At 68.6% G+C, this 17,610-nt stretch carries 16 protein-coding genes; 9 read left to right on the top strand and 7 right to left on the bottom strand.

Annotated features, from left to right (window positions below):
• Window positions 1-16 precede the first annotated feature (16 nt).
• Genes H7J06_RS21960 through imuA' form a run of 3 tightly spaced genes read right to left on the bottom strand, consistent with a single transcriptional unit; the run spans window position 17 to window position 2,839 of the window.
• Window positions 17-493 carry a MarR family winged helix-turn-helix transcriptional regulator gene (locus tag H7J06_RS21960; RefSeq protein WP_264041253.1) on the bottom strand — a complete coding sequence of 159 codons (477 nt, stop codon included), beginning with the start codon at window positions 491-493 and terminating at the stop codon, window positions 17-19.
• A gap of 38 nt (window positions 494-531) precedes the next feature.
• A complete protein-coding gene (locus tag H7J06_RS21955; RefSeq protein ID WP_264041396.1) occupies window positions 532-2,100 on the bottom strand; it encodes a DNA polymerase Y family protein in 1,569 nt (522 codons plus the stop codon).
• Window positions 2,101-2,131: 31 nt separating this feature from the next.
• Window positions 2,132-2,839 carry a DnaE2-dependent mutagenesis accessory factor ImuA' gene (gene imuA' / locus H7J06_RS21950; protein WP_372515383.1) on the bottom strand — a complete coding sequence of 236 codons (708 nt, stop codon included), beginning with the start codon at window positions 2,837-2,839 and terminating at the stop codon, window positions 2,132-2,134.
• Window positions 2,840-3,133: 294 nt separating this feature from the next.
• Between imuA' and H7J06_RS21945 the strand changes: the two genes are divergently transcribed.
• From H7J06_RS21945 to H7J06_RS21905, 9 genes are read left to right on the top strand one after another with little or no spacing between them, the layout of a single operon-like run.
• Window positions 3,134-3,400 carry a hypothetical protein gene (locus H7J06_RS21945; RefSeq protein WP_264041251.1) on the top strand — a complete coding sequence of 89 codons (267 nt, stop codon included), beginning with the start codon at window positions 3,134-3,136 and terminating at the stop codon, window positions 3,398-3,400.
• A 46-nt stretch (window positions 3,401-3,446) separates the two neighbouring features.
• Complete coding sequence (locus tag H7J06_RS21940) at window positions 3,447-5,084, top strand: S53 family peptidase (protein WP_372515382.1); 1,638 nt, start codon at window positions 3,447-3,449, stop codon at window positions 5,082-5,084.
• Window positions 5,081-6,304, top strand: coding sequence for a zinc ribbon domain-containing protein (locus H7J06_RS21935; protein ID WP_264041249.1), 1,224 nt, complete (start codon window positions 5,081-5,083; stop codon window positions 6,302-6,304). Before H7J06_RS21940 ends, H7J06_RS21935 begins: the two co-directional genes overlap by 4 nt.
• Window positions 6,301-7,020, top strand: a complete 720-nt coding sequence (locus H7J06_RS21930; protein WP_264041246.1) for a hypothetical protein — start codon at window positions 6,301-6,303, stop codon at window positions 7,018-7,020. The genes H7J06_RS21935 and H7J06_RS21930 overlap by 4 nt, the downstream gene beginning before the upstream one ends.
• A 45-nt stretch (window positions 7,021-7,065) precedes the next feature.
• A complete protein-coding gene (locus tag H7J06_RS21925) occupies window positions 7,066-8,106 on the top strand; it encodes an alpha/beta hydrolase (RefSeq protein WP_372515381.1) in 1,041 nt (346 codons plus the stop codon).
• Entirely contained in the window at window positions 8,103-8,936 is an 834-nt protein-coding gene (locus H7J06_RS21920) for an SDR family NAD(P)-dependent oxidoreductase (RefSeq protein WP_264041242.1), read from the top strand. The genes H7J06_RS21925 and H7J06_RS21920 overlap by 4 nt, the downstream gene beginning before the upstream one ends.
• A 9-nt stretch (window positions 8,937-8,945) precedes the next feature.
• On the top strand, window positions 8,946-9,866 hold the full coding sequence (locus H7J06_RS21915; RefSeq protein WP_264041240.1) for a ferritin-like domain-containing protein: 921 nt from the start codon (window positions 8,946-8,948) through the stop codon (window positions 9,864-9,866).
• A complete protein-coding gene (locus H7J06_RS21910) occupies window positions 9,850-11,394 on the top strand; it encodes a flavin-containing monooxygenase (protein ID WP_264041239.1) in 1,545 nt (514 codons plus the stop codon). The genes H7J06_RS21915 and H7J06_RS21910 overlap by 17 nt, the downstream gene beginning before the upstream one ends.
• Window position 11,395: 1 nt before the next feature.
• Window positions 11,396-12,298 carry a MerR family transcriptional regulator gene (locus H7J06_RS21905; RefSeq protein WP_372515380.1) on the top strand — a complete coding sequence of 301 codons (903 nt, stop codon included), beginning with the start codon at window positions 11,396-11,398 and terminating at the stop codon, window positions 12,296-12,298.
• Window positions 12,299-12,308: 10 nt separating this feature from the next.
• Here the strand turns inward: H7J06_RS21905 and guaA are convergent, their stop codons facing one another.
• From guaA to H7J06_RS21885, 4 genes are all read right to left on the bottom strand, one after another.
• Window positions 12,309-13,868, bottom strand: coding sequence for a glutamine-hydrolyzing GMP synthase (gene guaA / locus H7J06_RS21900; protein ID WP_264041237.1), 1,560 nt, complete (start codon window positions 13,866-13,868; stop codon window positions 12,309-12,311).
• A gap of 26 nt (window positions 13,869-13,894) precedes the next feature.
• The gene (locus tag H7J06_RS21895) at window positions 13,895-14,566 is read right to left on the bottom strand and encodes a hypothetical protein (RefSeq protein ID WP_264041235.1); all 672 of its coding nucleotides are present in this window, start codon (window positions 14,564-14,566) and stop codon (window positions 13,895-13,897) included.
• Between the two features lie 62 nt (window positions 14,567-14,628).
• Window positions 14,629-16,365 (bottom strand): FAD-dependent oxidoreductase, encoded by a 1,737-nt coding sequence (locus H7J06_RS21890; RefSeq protein ID WP_264041234.1) that lies wholly within the window; start codon window positions 16,363-16,365, stop codon window positions 14,629-14,631.
• 88 nt (window positions 16,366-16,453) lie between these two features.
• Window positions 16,454-17,602 (bottom strand): GuaB3 family IMP dehydrogenase-related protein, encoded by a 1,149-nt coding sequence (locus H7J06_RS21885; RefSeq protein WP_275079742.1) that lies wholly within the window; start codon window positions 17,600-17,602, stop codon window positions 16,454-16,456.
• Between the last annotated feature and the right edge of the window lie 8 nt (window positions 17,603-17,610).

The following is a 17,610-nucleotide window of genomic DNA, read 5'->3' as shown; positions in this document are numbered from 1 at the left end:
TCCCTTCGTGTGATTCCTAGTGCGGACTCGTGGATCGTGCGTGGGAAGCGTCGGGTGACGCGGCGAGCGCCTCGGTGAGCCGTCGCACCGCATCACGCAGGTCGGCGGCGTCTTGCTCGGTGATGCCGGTGGACGCGAACAGTCGTTCGGGGACGCACTGCGCGCGGCTCTCCAGGGAGCGTCCGCTCTCGGTGAGGGTGACCTCGACGAGGCGCTCGTCGTCCCGCGAGCGCTCGCGACGGACGAACCCGTTGGCCTCCAACCGCTTCAGGAGCGGAGACAGCGTCCCGGAGTCCAGCTGGAGACGTTCGCCGAGCTGGCCGACGGTGACGCGCCCCTCGGCAGTCGCGGCCTCCCACAGCACCAAGAGCACGAGGTACTGGGGATAGGTGAGGTTCATCTCCGCCAAGACCGGTCGGTAGGCCGCGGTCATCGCCCGTGACGCCGAATAGAGGGCGAAGCACAGTTGCCGATCGACGCTCAGAACCGCCATGCCAAAACCGTAGCTCACAATTCAATTGTGCACAATCGTTATTCGTAGACCCCCTCCAAGAACCACTGCCGCTGCCGATAGCACAGCAGCATCGCCCGGTCGACCACGTCGCCTCGACCTCCCGGTTCCTCGACCAGTACCTGCACCCGCGCCGTGCGCCCCGCCTTCCCCGACTCCTGCGGGTCCCACCACCTTTCGTCCACCGGCCACGGGCCAGCCCACCACCTCAACCGTCCCGACCTTCGGCCGTCCCCGGTCAGCCGCACCGGATCAGCCGAGAACAACCCCCGCCCCGTCACCCGGACCGGATTGCCCTCGGCGTCGAGCAGTTCCACCGGATCGTCGAGCAGCACGGCCGGCGACGGTTCGGGGAGCTGCCCGGGCCAGGGCTGGCCCGGATCGGCCCGAGGTACGGGCTCGTCGCCCAACGGCGTGAAGGTGATGCGCTCGGCGGGCCCACGCCCGCCGCTGAGCACCGGCACCTGCACCGATTCCGGCCCGAGCAGTCCCTGGACGCGGACCAGTGCCCGACGGGCCCGCAACCGGTCGTCGTCACCGGAGGAACCCCACAGCGGCAGCTGCAACGCCGAGGCCGACACCACCTCCACCGGCTGCAGCCGCAGGGTGACGATCGGGCCACCGAGCCCGGCCGGGCGCCCCTCGCGCCGACGGTTCAGCCAGCCGTCGAGCTGCCAGCGCACCCGGTCGGCCGTGGCATCCTCGGTCAGCGGCTCGGCGCAGCGCCAGACACGGTGCATCTGCTCACCGTTGGCCGTGACCGCATGGATCGCCAACCGCGTACAGCCCACCCCCGCCGCCTCCAGGCTGCGATGCAGCTCGCCGGCCAGCGAGCGGCCGGCGAAGGCGGCGGCGTCGACCCGGTCCACCGGTGGATCGCAGTCCATGACCGCGTCGAGCTCCGGTGGTGACTCCCGACCCGACGGCCCGCGCATCGACTCCCCGCGGGCGAACCGGTGGGCGGAGATCGCATCGGCCCCGAACCGGGAAGCCACGTCGGTACGCGACAGCTCGGCGAACTGCCCGATGCTGCGAATCCCCATGCGCCACAACAGGTCGGCCAAATCGTCCCGACCGGGTGCCGACAGGCTGGGTTCGGTGGCCAGCTGCCGGATCGACAGGGCGGCCAGGAAGGCCGCGTCCCGGCCGGGTTCGACGATGCAGCCGGCGCGAGCGGCGAATACGGCAGTGGCCAACTGGTCGGCGATGCCCACCTGGCATTCCGCGCCGGCCGCGGCGACGGCGTCGACCAGCCGCTCCGAGGCCGACTGCTCCGACCCGAAGTAACGGGCCGCGCCCCGCACCGACAACACCAGCAGGCCTGGTCGCAGCACCTCCGCACGTGGCACGACCTCGTCGACGGCCGCCGTCACGCCTTCGAAGTGCCTGGCGTCGCGACTGGGGTCGGCGGTGACGACGTGGACGCTGGGACAGCGCGCCTGCGCCTCCCTGCGACGAAGCCCCCGGCGCACCCCGGCCGCGCGAGCCGACGCCGAGCACGCCACGACGCGATTGGCCAGGGTGACCACGACGGGATCGGTCGCCGGCCGACCCGCCGCGGCAGCCGCCGCCACCGCGGGCCAGTCCATGCACCAGATGGCCAGCACTCGGCCTGGCACGTCATCCGCCCACTACTCGGGCGAGACCGACCGAGCGGCCGGAGGCCTTGGTCGCCAACCTCACCCGGCTTATCCGTCCGCATCCCGGGGTGGGGGCACCGGCGCCCGCACCCGTCACCTCGAAACCGGAGACCCTCGACTCCAGCCGTGCCGAGGCTCCGTGCCAGTCGCCGTCGACGACCAGCAGGGTGCATCCCTTCTGCCGCGCCCTCGCCGTGACGGCACGCGCCCTGGTCGGCGAGACCGCCCGTCCGCCCAGGCCGAGCACCACCAAATCCAATCCGTCCATCAGCACCGCAGCCACCTCCACCGGATCGGCACCGGGGTCGGGGATCACCGCAAGCCTGCTCAGGTCGGCACCCATCTCGACGGCGGCAAGCAGACCCGCGCCCGGCTGACCCACGATCGCCGCATGCCCACCCGCCGCCGTCACCGCGGCCACCAATCGAAGCGGCAGGGACCGGGCTCCCGACAGCACCGCGACCGAACCCCGCGGCAACGAGTCAGGCAGCAGTTCGGACAGCGATTCCGGCATCGGCAGCAAATTTTCCGAGGTCGGAATCGAGGCGCGCGAGGGCATGGAACCGCGGTGCGTCGCACCCGCCGTGGGCGACGTCCTGCCGGACACCTCGGCCATCTTGCGTCGAAGGTGTTCCACCTGTTCAGCGCGGCTTTTCCCGGACTGAGTCACATCCATCACGACTGCCACGAGAACACCTTCCGCACCATCCGACTCGTTCCCTAATTCGAAAATATGTTCGATTGGACGAGTAAACACTTACCCTCTGACACCGTCAAGCGGGTCGAGGTCACCGGGAGGCCCCTCTACGCCTCCAGTGAAATACCTGCGTGGTCGTTCCCGTGGTCAGCTAGAGTTTTGTCACCGGAACCCGCTTCGGGATGGGGCTGGTGCGCGCGTCCAGCACCAGGGACCGTGCGGAATCGCCTCGCGATTCGCCGAAGGACACGCGTTCGCAATTCGGGGATTAGTAAGGACAGCATCATGAGGTCACATCGCCTGGCTCGCCGTGTCGCGGCCTACGCAGGAGGGGCCGCCGTCGTCGCGATGGTCGGCCTGACCGCAGCGTGCGGCGGCAGTTCGAACAAGGCCCCCGAAACCACGCCCACCACGACCACCGCCCCATCGTCGTCGACGTCGGCCCCCTCGGTGACGCCCACCGAGAAGTCGATCAACCCCACGGGCGGCAACCTGTTCACACCTCCGGTCAAGGCGCCCCCCGCACCGACGGCCATCCCCGGCGACAACTGACATTCCGTCGGTTCACGAATCCGTCGCGGGACCACGTCACGACACCATGCCGTCACCGACCGTGACAGCACCACGGACCAGGCGTTCGAATGCCTGGCCGTGGCTGCTGCCCGTCATCATGCTGGCCGTTCTGGCGCTGGCCTCCGATCTGCGGATCGCCCCGGACGCCGACCGGTCCAACGTGATCGACGGACCCTTTGCCTCGCTGTTGGCCGCGTCGACCGATCTGGGACCGGCCCGCGGCAACCACGTCCAACTCACCGCGATGTTGCACGACGACCGTCGTCCCGTTGCGCTGATCGACTGGGCGAGCCGGCACGGTCTCTCCGTGCAATGGCGCACCAGTGACGGCTGGGCCGTGGTGGAGGGGCCGCCCGACCACGTGGCAGCGGCCTTCGCCGTCGAGGTCCACGACTACCTCGGCCGGCGTGGCCAAGAGTTCTACGCCTCACCGCAGCAGCCGGAGGTACCCACGCCACTACGGGGTGAAGTGCTGCAGCTAGGCCGAATCCTCAGTTACACACCGCATCACGAGTCACGGCCCGACATCCTGCCGCTCGACGTCCCCGACCGCGGACTGACGCCCACCGCCCTGCTCAACACCTACAACGCGGCAGGCATGGCACGCAGCGGCTTCACCGGCAAGGGCACCACGATCGTCATCTTCGCCTTCAACGGTTTCGCTCAGTCCGACCTCGACATGTTCGCCACCCAGAACGCACTACCCAAGTTCACCCCCACCGTCGTCGGCGACCAACTGAACGAGCCGTACGGCGAGACCACGATGGATCTCGAAGTCGCCCATGCGATTGCACCCGACGCCAAATTGGTCGTGGTCAACGCCCGACCGACCGTCCAGGGTGACGGCGCCTTCCAGAAGATCGGGCAGATGCTCGAGGACACCAATGAGAAGTTCCCCGGGTCGATTTGGAGCCTCTCGATCGGCTGGGGTTGCGACAAGCTGCTCACCGCAGCGGATTTGGAGCCGGTCCGCTCCGCGCTCGCCGACGCCCACGAGAACGGCACCACCGCGTTCAACGCCAGCGGCGACCTCGCCGGCCTCGAGTGCAAGGGCGGTGACGACTGGGACTCACCACCCGGACCGGCCGACGTCGGGCTGGATTCCATTGCCTCCGTTCCCGAGATGACCAGCGTCGGGGGCACCACTTTGTCCACCGACGCCCAGGGCAAGTGGCTCGCCGAGCAGGCGTGGTTCGACGTGCCGCTCTCTCAGGGCACCGGCGGGGGCGTGTCGACGCTCTTCGACCGGCCCCCGTGGCAGCAGGTTGCCTCCGGACAGATTCCCGCGGACCGCAATACGGGCAAGCGACTGACCCCGGACATCTCCGCCGTCGCCGACCCGTTCACCGGGGTGAAGATCGTGCTCAACGGCGACAACGTCGTCGGCGGCGGAACCTCGCAGTCGGCACCCATCTGGGCGGGGCTGACCGCGGTGATGACACAGTTCTTGAAGGAGAACGGTGGTCGCGAGATCGGCGACATCAACCCCCTGCTCTACCGCATCGCTCAGGGCGCGCCGCTGCCCGCCTTCCGCGACGTGACGTTGGGCGGCAATGCCGTTGACATCGCGGGACCGGGTTACGACCTGGTCAGCGGGCTCGGAACCCCCGACGTCGACAACCTCGCCCGCAACCTGCTCACCATCCAGAGGATCTCGCCATGAGTACCCAACCCGACACGGACGACCCCACCCCGGGAATGGTCGAGTGCCGGGTGTGCAAGACCGAGGTGCCCGAAGGCGAGTACTGCGGACTGTGCGGCATCCCCCTCAGCGAGCACCGCGCCGACGGGCCGGGCTGGTTGCGGGCCAGGGCCTACAGCGCATCACCCGGGGAGCATCTCTTCCGGCCCAACATCGTCAGCTCGCTGTTCCCCCACCTGTCCCCGAATTCGCGCATGCCGTTCCTCGTCGGCCTCGGGGTGATCCTGGCGGCCCTGGTGGCCACCAGCCTGTTTCGGCTACCGGCGGCGTTGATCACCGTCGCCGCACTGGGTTTGCCCCTGCTGTTCCTGATCTACCTGCAGGAGTCCGACGTCTACGACGACGTCCCCACCGGAACCCTGGTGGCCACGGCGGGATTGGGCATCGGACTTGGCGTCGGATGGGTGCTCCTCACGGGGGCCGTCGTCGCACGGGCCTACGACGTCGGTCTGGGGATGGGCATCGCCGGATCCCGCATCCTGCACGACGGGCTGGGCGTCCCCATCGGCGGCGTGGTGCTGATGCTCGTCCCCGCCCTGTTGGTGAGGTTGGTGCGACCCGGTCAGCGAGAGGCCCTCGACGGTTTCGCCATTGGCGCACTCGGCGCCCTGATGTTCACCGCGGCGGCCCAAATGACCCGGCTGGCACCGCAGTTCGCGGGCGGCATGATCGCCCGGTCGCGCCCGATGAACGGTCTGATCGTCGAAGCCGGCATCCGGGGCGTCGCCGTGCCACTGACCGCGGCCGCGGTCGGCGGTCTGATCGGCACGGCGCTCTGGTTCACCCGTCCGGAGAACAAGAAACACCAGCACCGCAACTACGTCCGCCTCGCCGTGGCTGTCTTCGCACTGGTGGTGCTGGTGCTCTACGCAGGCCTTGGCCTCGTCGACGTGGCCAGGATGCCCCAATTGCTCCAGCTCGCCTTGCATCTCGGCGTGGCGGCAACCGCACTACTCGCGTTGCGGGTCGGCTTGCATCTGGCGTTGCTGCACGAAGCCCACGACGAGATCCTCTCCGACCAACCCCTGCTATGCCAGCACTGCGGGCACGTCGTGCCCGACATGGCGTTCTGCGTGGCTTGCGGAGCGGCCACCCGAGCGTCCTCGCGATCGTCGCGGCAGGCCCGGCGTGAGATCAGGCCGATCCGCGTCGACACCGAGCCGGGTTCGGGCGACGCGTGACGACGATCGTCCAGGGTTACTCGACGCACGCGGGCACCTACACCGCGCCGGCGCTGCGCAAGACCTCACACCGCCGGCTCCTCGTCGTCTGGGTGGCGGCCATCGGCCTGGTCGCCGCGGGCCTCGTCGTCATGTCCGGTGCGATCGAGAAGCCGTCGGCTCGGTACGTGTGTCCACCCGACTGCGGGCGACCACCGCTGGGACTGCCGGTGACGGTCAATCCCCGCTTCACCGCGCCGGACGGGACGTTCTCAGTCGCCTACCCGGCGGAGGGGACGGCCTACAACGTCACCACGGGCGACCATGGCGTCACCGCCGACCTGCTGGCCGGCGACGGCGGCACCCTGCGGTTGTTCAGCGAACCCGCGACCGGCCGCACCCCGAAACAGATCGCCAACCAGCTGGTCAAGGCGACCTTTCCCGACACGAAGATGGCTTACGAAATCCCCAACGCAATGGTCGGGTACCAACCGGGCTACGGCCTGGTCGCCGACTGTTGGCCGCAGGGTTCCAACGCGAGCTACAGCCGCATGCGGTTGGTCGTCGTGGTGGCGGTGAAGAACGACCTCGCCTTGGTCGCCGGCGCCGTCGGGCCGTATCACGCCTTCGGGCCCGACTTCGGCTCGGGAAAACCGTCGGCGGCAAACCTGCAGATCGCCCTTGACATGGGAAAATACGTCAACAGCTTCCTCTGGCGCGGCGACCCGCTGCGCTGACCCCTTCCGTCGCCCCTCGCTGTGGCCTAACTCTCCCACGCTTAAATGGTGACATTGACAAATGTCACCAATCGCTGTTGTACTTTCGGCGTGACGACCGACACGATTCCCCACCGGGGCTCCAAGCGATCGCGGGCCGCGGCCACGGTCAGCGGACTGACCCTGCGACAGATCAGCGCGGCGTTGCCGCCGGAACGGGCCTGGGGGTTGTGGGCGTCCCGCCGGATCGTCGAGCGGATCATGGACGCCTTCGGCCCGTCGCTGGCGGGCACCGAGGTCGAGAAAGTCGACGTCCGCCTTCGCGACGGCAGCCGAGTCGTCGGCGAGTGGGTGCGGGGCGCCGGCGTCACGGCCGCCGGGGGGCAGGAGCCGGGTGAGTGCATCTACTTCCTGCACGGCAGCGGCTTCGCGCTCTGTTCACCCCGCACGCACCGCAGGCTGACGGCCTGGCTGTCGCGCCTGACCGGGCTGCCCGTGTTCTGCCTCGACTACCGCCTGGCTCCGCGCCACCGCTTTCCCGCTGCCGCCGTCGACGTCCGGTCCGGCTGGGAGTGGCTCTGCACGGTGAAGGGTTTCGCCCCCGATCGGATCGTCGTCGCGGGCGATTCGGCCGGCGGACATCTCGCCGTCGACCTGCTTCTCCAACCCGATGTGGCGCATCCCGCCGGCCTTGCGCTGTTCTCCCCGCTGCTCGACCTGACGTTCGGGCTGGCGCGCACCAGGGAGGAGCTGCGCCGCGACCCCGCGATCCGCGCCGCCGACGCTGCGAAACTGGTCGGACTGTATTGCGCCGGAACGGATCTCACACATCCCCGACTCTCCCTCGACGTCGCGGGTGGTCGACGGATGCCGCCGACCCTCGTCCAGGCCGGTGGCGGCGAGATGCTGGTCGCCGACTCTCGCCGGCTGGCGGCCGACATCACGGCTGCCGGCGGCGACTGCGAGTTGCAGGTGTGGCCGGATCAGGTGCACGTCTTCCAGGCACTCCCGAGGCTCACCCCCGAGGCCGCACCGGCAATGCGGGAGGTTGCGGCGTTCATCGCAGAGTCGTTGCGCAACAGAGCAATTGACCAGGCGGCCGGGTGAACCTCTTCGGATCCTCACCCAAGCGCAGCCACGGGGCAGCGGCCGTCATCACCGGAGCCGGCAGCGGGATAGGCGCCGCGTTCGCCGTCGAACTCGCCAAGCGTGGTGGTCGGATCGTGTGCAGCGACGTCGACGAGGGGTCGTCGCGGGCCACGGCCGACGCCATCGTCGCCGCGGGCGGTCACGCCACCTCCGTCCGCTGCGACGTCTCGCAACTCGACGACGTGGCACACCTGGCCGAGGCGGCGCAGTCGTGGTTCGGCGGACCGCCGACGCTGGTGGTCAACAACGCGGGCGTCGGCGCGGGAGGCGCCGTCATCGGTGAGATCGAGATGGACGACTGGAACTGGGTTCTCGGCATCAACCTGTGGGGACCGATCCACGGCTGCCAGGTGTTCACGCCGATCCTGCGGGAGGCGGGTCAGCCCGGCGGCATCGTCAACGTCGCCTCGGCCGCCGCGTTCGGAGCAGCCCCCGGCATGGCGGCCTACAACGTCAGCAAGGCCGGCGTGCTGTCGTTGTCGGAGACGCTGGCCGCCGAGCTGTCCGGCACCGGAATCAACGTGACCGTGCTGTGCCCGACGTTCGTCAAGACCAACATCGTCGAGGCGGGCCGCATCTCGGCGCGCTCGACCCAACTCGCCGACCGCCTGATGCGGTGGACCGGCTTCTCTCCCGAGCGCGTCGCCCGGACGTGCCTGGATGCCAACGACCGCGGCGCGCTGTACTGCATGCCGCAGCCCGATGCCCGAATCGGCTGGGGCATCAAACGATTCACACCGACGGTGTACACCCGTGCCGTCGGGCTGACCAATCGCGCGACCACTTAGGAGACGACCGTGGCAATCGACATGGATGCAATGCTGGAGAAGATCAAGGACCGGCAATGGGCGCTGGCCGACATCGACTGGGACGCACCGGGCGCAGAGACCATCAGCGACGAGTTCCGGCCCAAGCTCAAGGCCTTCATGGCCGACCTGTGCTGGATCGAGAACGTGGGCGCCCGCGGGTTCGCCGCATTGGCCAAGAAGGCGCCGACGCCCGTCCTCGCCGAGATCTACCGCTACTTCCACGCCGAGGAGCAGCGGCACGCCAACGCCGAACTCGCCCTGATGAAGCGGTGGGGCATGCTCGAGGACGGCGAGATGCCGGAACCGAACATCAACATCCGGTTGGCCATCCAGTGGCTGGACAAGTACTCCGACGACATGTCGCTGTCGATTCTCGGCACCGTCATCCCGATGCTGGAGGTCGCCCTCGACGGCGCGCTGCTCAAGTTCCTGCTCGAAGAGGTGCACGACCCGGTGTGTCACCAGGTGTTCGAGAAGATCAACAACGACGAATCCCGCCACATCGCAGTCGACTTCGACGTGCTCAACATGATCGGCAACGCGACCGCGCGCCGGCTGGCCATCCAGTTCGTCGGCAACGTCGCCTCGCCGGGGGTGATCCTCGGCATGCTGATGTACGCGCCCCTGCTCAACCGGATGCGCAACAACATCGTGGAGATGGGCCTGCAGCCCGAGCGGCTCTACGACGCCATGATGCGCTTCAAGAAGATGGGCGAGCGCGCCGAGTTCACCCGCCGCGTCCCGACCTACCAGCTGCTGAAGTTCCACTCCCGGTTGGTGGTCAACCCGAACAACCCGTATCACTACCTGGCGAACTCGATGGTCTGGCTCTCCGATCGCTACCCGAACAGCCTGCTGAGTCCCATCCCCACCTGGTTCAAGGAGCTGACCTATGAACCGGCAGCGTGACGTGCACGTCTACGACACCCTGATCGTCGGCACCGGGTTCACCGGGATCGGCGCGGCGATCAAGCTGACCCAGGCCGGCGTCGACGACGTGGTCATCGTCGAACGCGACCAGCGCGTCGGCGGCACGTGGCGGGACAACACGTATCCCGGTGCGGCATGCGATATTCCGTCACTGCTTTACTCCTTCTCGTTCGTCGCCAACCCGACCTGGTCGCGGGCCTACTCCCCCGCCGAGGAGATCCGGCTACACATCGAGGACCTGGTGGACCGCTTCGACCTGCGGCGTCGGATCGACTTCGGCACCGAGGTGAGCGGGCTGTCCTTCGACGAGGCCGAGGGCGTCTGGGACGTCCGAACCACCGGACGCAAGCGTTACCGTGCCCGCACGGTCGTGCTGGCGTCCGGCCCGCTGCCGGATCACGCGTGGCCCGACGTCCGCGGCATCGACACCTACGAGGGCCACAAGATTCACAGTGCCCGTTGGGACCACGACTACGACTTCACGGGAAAGCGCGTCGCCGTGATAGGCACCGGTGCCAGCGCCGTGCAGATCGTGCCGGAGCTGGTCAAGCAGGCGGCGTTCGTCAAGGTCTTCCAACGCACGCCGGGTTGGGTGATCCCGCGTCTGGACGTCGCCACCCCGGCCCGGGCCCAGGATCTCTTCGCGAAAGTGCCTGCGGTGCAACGGGCAGCGCGGCAGGCGCTGTTCTGGGGGCACGAGGCCAGTGCCACCGCGCTGGTGTGGAAGTCACCGCTGAGCGGGCTGGTCGCCCGACTGGGCAAGGCGCACCTGCACCGCCAGGTCAAGGATCCGTGGCTGCGCAGGCAGCTGACGCCCGACTTCACCCCGGGCTGCAAGCGCATGCTGGTCTCCAGCGACTACTACCCCGCCCTGCAGCGCGACAACTGCAAGCTGATCGACTGGCCGATCGCCACGATGAGTCCGGTGGGCATCCGCACCGGCGACGGCATCGAACATCACCTGGACTGCGTCGTGTTCGCGACCGGGTACGACGTGCACCTGACGGGCCCGCCGTATGAGGTGACCGGGCTGGGCGGGCGGTCACTGGCCGAGGAATGGGTCCGCGGCGCGCAGGCGTACAAGAGCATCAACGCCAGCGGCTACCCGAACCTGTTCTTCATGACGGGTCCCAACTCCGGGCCGGGGCACAATTCGCTCCTGGTCTTCGTGGAGGGCCAGCTCGACTACGCCGTCGCGGGCATCACCACCATCCTGCGCGAGGACCTGCGTTACCTCGACGTCCGCGCCGACGTTCAACGCCGCCACAACGAGGACCTTCAACGGCGTTTGACCAAGACGACGTGGATGAGCGGATGCAGCAGCTGGTATCTGACGGCCGACGGATTCAACGCCTCGATGTACCCGGGGTTCGCCACGCAGTATCTTCGACAGATGCGTGACTTCAGGTTGGGCGACTACGAGGCGGTGCCGTCGGGCAGGAGCGAAGCGACCGGGGGATCGTCACCGGCGGGTGCACCCGCCGTGAGCATCAGTTCGTCGGCCTGACGTGCCGCCCGCCAAGCAGCCGCGGCAACAAGCGGGCGCGATCTCGACGATCCTCAACGGGCTTCGTCGTGCGCCGCGGCAGATTCGGCGGGGCTCTCGCGACGTCATCGAGAACGCAGTGTCACAGCTGTTCGACGCCGCGGTCCAACCTCACGGCGTCGCGGCGTCCGGGGAGTACCGGATCGACGAGCTCGCGCGGCTGGCGGGTACCACCACGCGCAACATCCGCGTGTACCGCGACCGCGGCCTCCTGCACCCGCCGCTACGGGTGGGCCGCATCGCGCTGTTCAACGACACCCACCTCACCCGGCTACGCCTGATCACCTCGATGCTGGACCGGGGCTACAACATCTCCCACGTGCACGAGATGCTCAGCGCCTGGGAGGAGGGCAAGAACCTCGGCGACATGTTGGGCCTGGAGTCTGCGATCGCGGGCAGCTGGGCCTCGGAGAAGCCCGACCGGATGTCGGTCGCCGAGGCCAGGAGCCTGGTCGACGACGACGGCGCCTTCGACCGGATGGTGGGCCTCGGCGTCATCACCGTCGAAGACGACGTGGCAACGGTGGTGCGGCCCAAGCTGATCGAGGCCTTCAACGAGATCAAGCAGTACGGCGTCAGCACCGACAAACTCGTCGACATCCACGAGCAGACCGCACCGCTGATCGACGAGATCAGCGGCATCCTGGTGCGCGCGGGCGTCGAGCACGTCCTCACCCGGATCAACCCGGGCGCCGCCCTTCCGCCGGATACCGAAGTGGCCGAACTGATTACGATGCTGGTGCGGTTCCGCACGCAGGCGGTGGCCGCGGTGTCGGCGACCCTCGCATTCTCGATCGAGTCGACGATCGAGTCCTCGGTCAGTCAGATCCTCGGCGACCTCATCGACAAGTCCGAAGACCTCTGACCGGGAGGCGCTACTCCCACTCGATGGTGCCGGGCGGCTTGCTGGTGACGTCGAGAACCACCCGGTTCACCTCGGGCACCTCGTTGGTGATTCTCGTCGAGATCCGCTCGAGCACGTCGTACGGGACGCGGGTCCAGTCGGCGGTCATCGCGTCCTCGCTGGAGACGGGCCGCAGCACGATCGGGTGGCCGTAGGTCCGGCCGTCGCCCTGTACGCCCACCGACCGTACGTCGGCGAGCAGCACCACCGGGCACTGCCAGATCTGGTTGTCCAGCCCGGCGGAGGTGAGCTCCTCGCGGGCAATGGCGTCGGCCCTGCGCAGCGTGTCCAGCCGGCTCGCGGTGACCTCGCCGACGATGCGAATCGCCAAACCAGGTCCCGGAAACGGTTGGCGCCCAACGATTTCCTCCGGCAGACCGAGTTCGCGACCCACCGCGCGCACCTCGTCCTTGAACAGCAACCGCAGCGGCTCGACGAGTGTGAACTTGAGGTCGTCGGGCAGCCCGCCAACGTTGTGGTGGCTCTTGATGTTGGCCGCACCGGTGCCGCCGCCGGACTCGACGACGTCGGGGTACAGCGTCCCCTGGACCAGGAAGTCGACGTCACCGCCGCCGTCCTCGACCAGGGTCCGCACCGCGCCTTCGAACGCGCGGATGAATTCGCGGCCGATGATCTTGCGCTTGCCCTCCGGATTGGTCACCCCGGACAGGGCTTCGAGGAACCGGGCCTCGACGTCCACCGTGACGAGGTTGGCGCCGGTGGCGGCGACGAAGTCGCGCTGCACCTGCCCCCGCTCCCCGGCACGCAGGAGGCCGTGGTCGACGAAGACACACGTCAGCCGGTCACCGACGGCGCGCTGCACCAACGCCGCGGCCACCGCGGAGTCCACGCCGCCGGACAATCCGCACAGGGCACGGCCGTCGCCGATCTGGGCGCGGACCTGCTCCACCAGCGCGTCGGCGATGTTGGCGGGCGTCCACGTCGAGTCGATGCCCGCGAACTCGTGCAGGAACCGGCTCAACACCTGCTGACCATGCGGGCTGTGCATGACCTCGGGGTGGTACTGCACGCCGGCGAGTCGGCGCTCCCGGTTCTCGAACCCCGCGACCGGCGCACCGGCACTGGTGGCGACGACGGTGAAGCCGTCGGGCGCCTCGGTCACGGCGTCCCCGTGGCTCATCCACACGGGTTGGCTGACCGGCAGGTCGGCGTGGAGCTCTCCCCCGGACACCTTTAGGTCAGTGCGGCCGTACTCGCTGGTGCCGGTGTGGGCGACGGTGCCACCCAGGGCCTGGGCCATCGCCTGGAATCCGTAGCAGATGCCGAAGACGGGGACGTCGAGGTCGAAGATCGCCGGATCCAGTTGCGGCGCACCGTCGGCGTACACACTCGCCGGGCCGCCAGACAGCACGATCGCGGCCGGGTCCTTCGCCTTGATTTCGTCCACGGTCGCGGTGTGAGGGACGACCTCGGAGTACACGCGTGCCTCGCGGACGCGTCTTGCGATCAACTGCGCGTACTGCGCTCCGAAGTCGACCACCAACACGGGCCGGGGTGATGCGGTTTCCACCCGCTCAGTCTAGTGGCGCACGCCGTTCAGGCCCGCCACAGCACGGACACGCCCTCGTCGGTGACGGCGATCGCCCGGATGAACTCCTCGTTGTCGAAGCCGGGGAGGTCTTGCAGTTCGCCGAAAAGGTCGTGGGCCTCGCCGACCGGGACCGACGACGTGCGGCCGTCGTGGTAGGTGAGAACGAAGAAGGCGTCGTCGTCGGCGGAGTCGCGCGAGGTGGTCATCAGCGCCACCTGGGTCAGTCCGTCGGAGCTGCGGGTGTTGGGTTGCGCCGCGCGGTGGGCCTCGAGCAAGTCCTCGACCTCGCGGCCGAACGGCTGCAGGACGGCGGGATCGCGGCGGGGCAGGGTGAACCTGATGGCGCGGTAGACGCCGAGCTGGACCGGGCCCACCTTGCGGTCGAGGCCTTCCTCGTCGATCTGGGTCTGGTTCAGGGGCCACGACCCGACGAGTCGCTCGCCACGGTCGGGGTCGAGCTCGTCGGTTTCGACGATGAACAGCCGGGTGGCGCCCGCGCCGATCAACGTCCACATCGGCAGGCCGCCGGCGAGGTCCTCGCGCCCGGACGCCCCGGCTTGGGCGCCCATGCCGCTGCCCACCCAGGTGAAGTTGGCGACGGCCGTCAGCGGCTCGTCGGCGAAGGGCTGCGCCCGTCTGATCAGCAGCCGCGCGCGGCGGCGCTGAATGTAGTTCACGGCGTCATTGTCTCAGCCGGGCGACCGGAACTGCAGCCATCTTGGTCACCAGGGGATGTCGATCAACCCGCCGAGCTGACCGGTTCGATCGGTAGGCGACGCAACGCCGCAGGTGCGTGGGCCGGGACGACGGGATGACGGGGGGCGACGGGCTCCAGACGCTCGTACGGCTGACCCTGCGCGGGCCGCTGGTCAACCTCGCCCTTGTTGGGCCACAGCGAGGCCGCACGCTCGGCTTGGGCGGTAATGCTCAACGACGGGTTGACGCCCATGTTCGCCGAGATCGCCGCGCCGTCGACCACCGACAGCGTCGGATAGCCGTGCACCCGGTGGTACGGGTCGATGACGCCGGTCTCGACGCTGTCGCCGATGGTCGCGCCGCCCAGGAAGTGTGCCGTCAACGGAATGTTGAACAGCTCTCCCCAGGTACCGCCCGCAACGCCGTCGATCTTCTTGGCGATCCTGCGGGTGACCTCGTTGCCCGCCGGAATCCAGGTCGGGTTGGGCAGCCCGTGGCCCTGCTTGCTGACCATCCGCCGGAATCCCAGCCTGCTCTTCTTGGTGTAGGTGGTGATCGAGTTGTCGAGGTGCTGCATCACCAGCGCGATCATCGTGCGCTCGCTCCAGCGGCGCGGGTTCAGCAGACGCAGAGTGCCCTTGGGGTCGGACTGGGCGGACTGGATTAGTTGCTTCCAGCGCGGCACGCCGGTCCCGTCCGGGAGGACGCCGTCGGTCATCAGCGTCTGCAGCAGGCCCATGGCGTTGGACCCCTTGCCGTAGCGGCAGGGCTCGATGTGGGTGTCTTCGGTCGGATGGATCGACGACGTGATCGCCACGCCGTGGGTGAGGTCGAGATCGTCGCGCACCCGCAGGCGGCCCGCCCCGACGATCGATTCGGAGTTGGTGCGGGTGAGGACGCCGAGCTGGTTGCTCAGCTTGGGCAGGCGGCCGGTGTCGCGCATCTTGTGCAGCAGCTGCTGCGTGCCCCACGTGCCGGCGGCGAGGATCACCGTCGAGGCGGTGTAGGTGTGCTTCTTCTTGCGCAACCAGCGACCGGTTCTGACGGTGTGGACCTTCCAGCTGCCGTCGGGCTGTTCGTCGAATCCCGTCACGGTCGTCATCGGAATGATCTGTGCACCAGCGGATTCCGCGAGTCCGAGGTAGTTCTTCAGCAGGGTGTTCTTGGCGCCGTAGCGGCAGCCGGTCATGCACGAACCGCACTCGATGCACCCGGTGCGGGCGGGGCCGGCGCCACCGAAGTAGGGATCGGGCACCGTCTTGCCCGGCTCCTTCTTTCCGTCCTCGCCGAAGAACACGCCGACCGGAGTGGGGACGAAGGTGTCCCCGACGCCCATGTCGTCGGCCACCTCCTTGAGGATGCGGTCGGCATCGGTGAACGTCGGGTTGGTGACGACGCCGAGCATGCGGGTGGCCTGGTCGTAGTGCGGCATCAGTTCGGCACGCCAGTCGGTGATGTGGGCCCACTGCTTGTCGGCGAAGAAGGGCTCCGGCGGGACGTAGAGGGTGTTGGCGTAGTTGAGCGAGCCGCCGCCCACCCCGGCGCCCGCGAGGATCATGCAGTTGCGCAGGAGATGGATGCGCTGGATGCCGTACATGCCGAGCTTCGGCATCCAGAGGAACTTTCGGAGGTCCCACGACGTCTTCGCCATGTCCTGGTCTTCGAACCGGCGACCGGCCTCCAGCACCCCGACGCGGTAGCCCTTCTCGGTGAGCCTTAGGGCGCTCGTGCTGCCGCCGAAACCCGAGCCGATGATCAAGACGTCATAGTCAGCAACCATGTGCCCATTATGAACTTACCGGCGGGTAACTAGCTAGACAGGACACCCTAACTTGTAAAGCCGCGCTTCGGGTAGCAGGGAAAACGGGTCAGGAACCGACCGTCAGACCAACCTTCTGGAATTCCTTGAGATCGCAGTAGCCGGCCTTGGCCATCGACCTCCGCAGGCCACCGACGAGGTTCAGCGAGCCGAACGGATCGTCGGACGGTCCGGTGAGCACCTGCTCCAGCGACGGGCGCTCGCCGTGGGCGACCTGAAGCATGGCGCCGCGGGGCAGCGACGGGTGCGCGGCAGCCGAGGGCCAGAACCAGCCGTCGCCGAGCGCCTCGGAGGCCGTCGCCAGCGGTGTCCCGAGCACGACGGCGTCGGCACCGCAGGCGATGGCCTTGGCGAGTTCGCCGGAGGTGTGGATGTCGCCGTCGGCGAGCACGTGGACGTAGCGGCCACCGGTCTCGTCGAGGTATTCGCGGCGCGCGGCGGCCGCGTCGGCGATGGCGGTGGCCATGGGGACGCTGATGCCGAGCACCTCGTCGCTGGTGGTCACCCCCGAGGTCGAGCCGTAGCCGACGATCACGCCTGCCGCGCCGGTCCGCATGAGGTGCAGTGCGGTGCGATGGTCGAGCACGCCGCCGGCGACCACCGGCACGTCGAGCTCGGAGATGAAGGTCTTGAGGTTCAGCGGCTCGCCGGACCCGTTGCGATCCTGGGCGACGCGCTCGGCGGAGATGATGGTGCCCTGGATGACGAGCAGGTCGATCCCGGCGGCGACGAGTGCCGGGGTGAGGGCCTGGGCGTTCTGCGGGCTGACGCGCACGGCGGTGGTGACGCCGGCCTCGCGAATGCGGGCGACGGCGCTGCCCAGCAACTCCGGATCCAACGGCGCCGAGTGGAACTGCTGCAGCAGCCGGATCGCGGCCGACGAGTCGGGCTCCTTCGCGGCGGCCTCGACCACCTGCGCGACCTTGGCCTCGACGTCGGCGTGCCGGCCGATCAGCCCCTCGCCGTTGAGCACCCCGAGACCGCCGAGCCGGCCCAGCTCGATGGCGAACTCGACCGACACCAGGGCGTCGGTGGGATGTGCGACGACGGGAACCTCGAAGCGGTAGGCGTCGAGCTGCCACGCCGTCGACACGTCCTGCGACGACCGCGTCCGTCGCGACGGCACGATGTTGATGTCGCGGAGTTCATAGGTACGGCGGGCGGTTCGGCCCATGCCGATTTCGACCATGTCACGCATGTTTCGGA

It is taken from the genome of Mycolicibacterium hodleri (assembly GCF_025822245.1).
Taxonomy (GTDB): Bacteria; Actinomycetota; Actinomycetes; order Mycobacteriales; family Mycobacteriaceae; genus Mycobacterium; species Mycobacterium hodleri.
Note: the sequence above shows the minus strand (reverse complement) of the source record. Positions and strands in the feature narration are given on the sequence as shown.

What these genes read in the sequence shown, in the direction of transcription:
- H7J06_RS21960 (WP_264041253.1), bottom strand. Translation starts at nt 493, where the DNA reads ATGGCGGTTCTGAGCGTCGATCGGCAACTGTGCTTCGCCCTCTATTCG.
- H7J06_RS21955 (WP_264041396.1), bottom strand. Translation starts at nt 2,100, where the DNA reads ATGGACTGGCCCGCGGTGGCGGCGGCTGCCGCGGCGGGTCGGCCGGCG.
- H7J06_RS21945 (WP_264041251.1), top strand. Translation starts at nt 3,134, where the DNA reads ATGAGGTCACATCGCCTGGCTCGCCGTGTCGCGGCCTACGCAGGAGGG.
- H7J06_RS21940 (WP_372515382.1), top strand. Translation starts at nt 3,447, where the DNA reads ATGCCGTCACCGACCGTGACAGCACCACGGACCAGGCGTTCGAATGCC.
- H7J06_RS21935 (WP_264041249.1), top strand. Translation starts at nt 5,081, where the DNA reads ATGAGTACCCAACCCGACACGGACGACCCCACCCCGGGAATGGTCGAG.
- H7J06_RS21925 (WP_372515381.1), top strand. Translation starts at nt 7,066, where the DNA reads ATGGTGACATTGACAAATGTCACCAATCGCTGTTGTACTTTCGGCGTG.
- H7J06_RS21910 (WP_264041239.1), top strand. Translation starts at nt 9,850, where the DNA reads ATGAACCGGCAGCGTGACGTGCACGTCTACGACACCCTGATCGTCGGC.
- H7J06_RS21890 (WP_264041234.1), bottom strand. Translation starts at nt 16,365, where the DNA reads ATGGTTGCTGACTATGACGTCTTGATCATCGGCTCGGGTTTCGGCGGC.
- H7J06_RS21885 (WP_275079742.1), bottom strand. Translation starts at nt 17,602, where the DNA reads ATGCGTGACATGGTCGAAATCGGCATGGGCCGAACCGCCCGCCGTACC.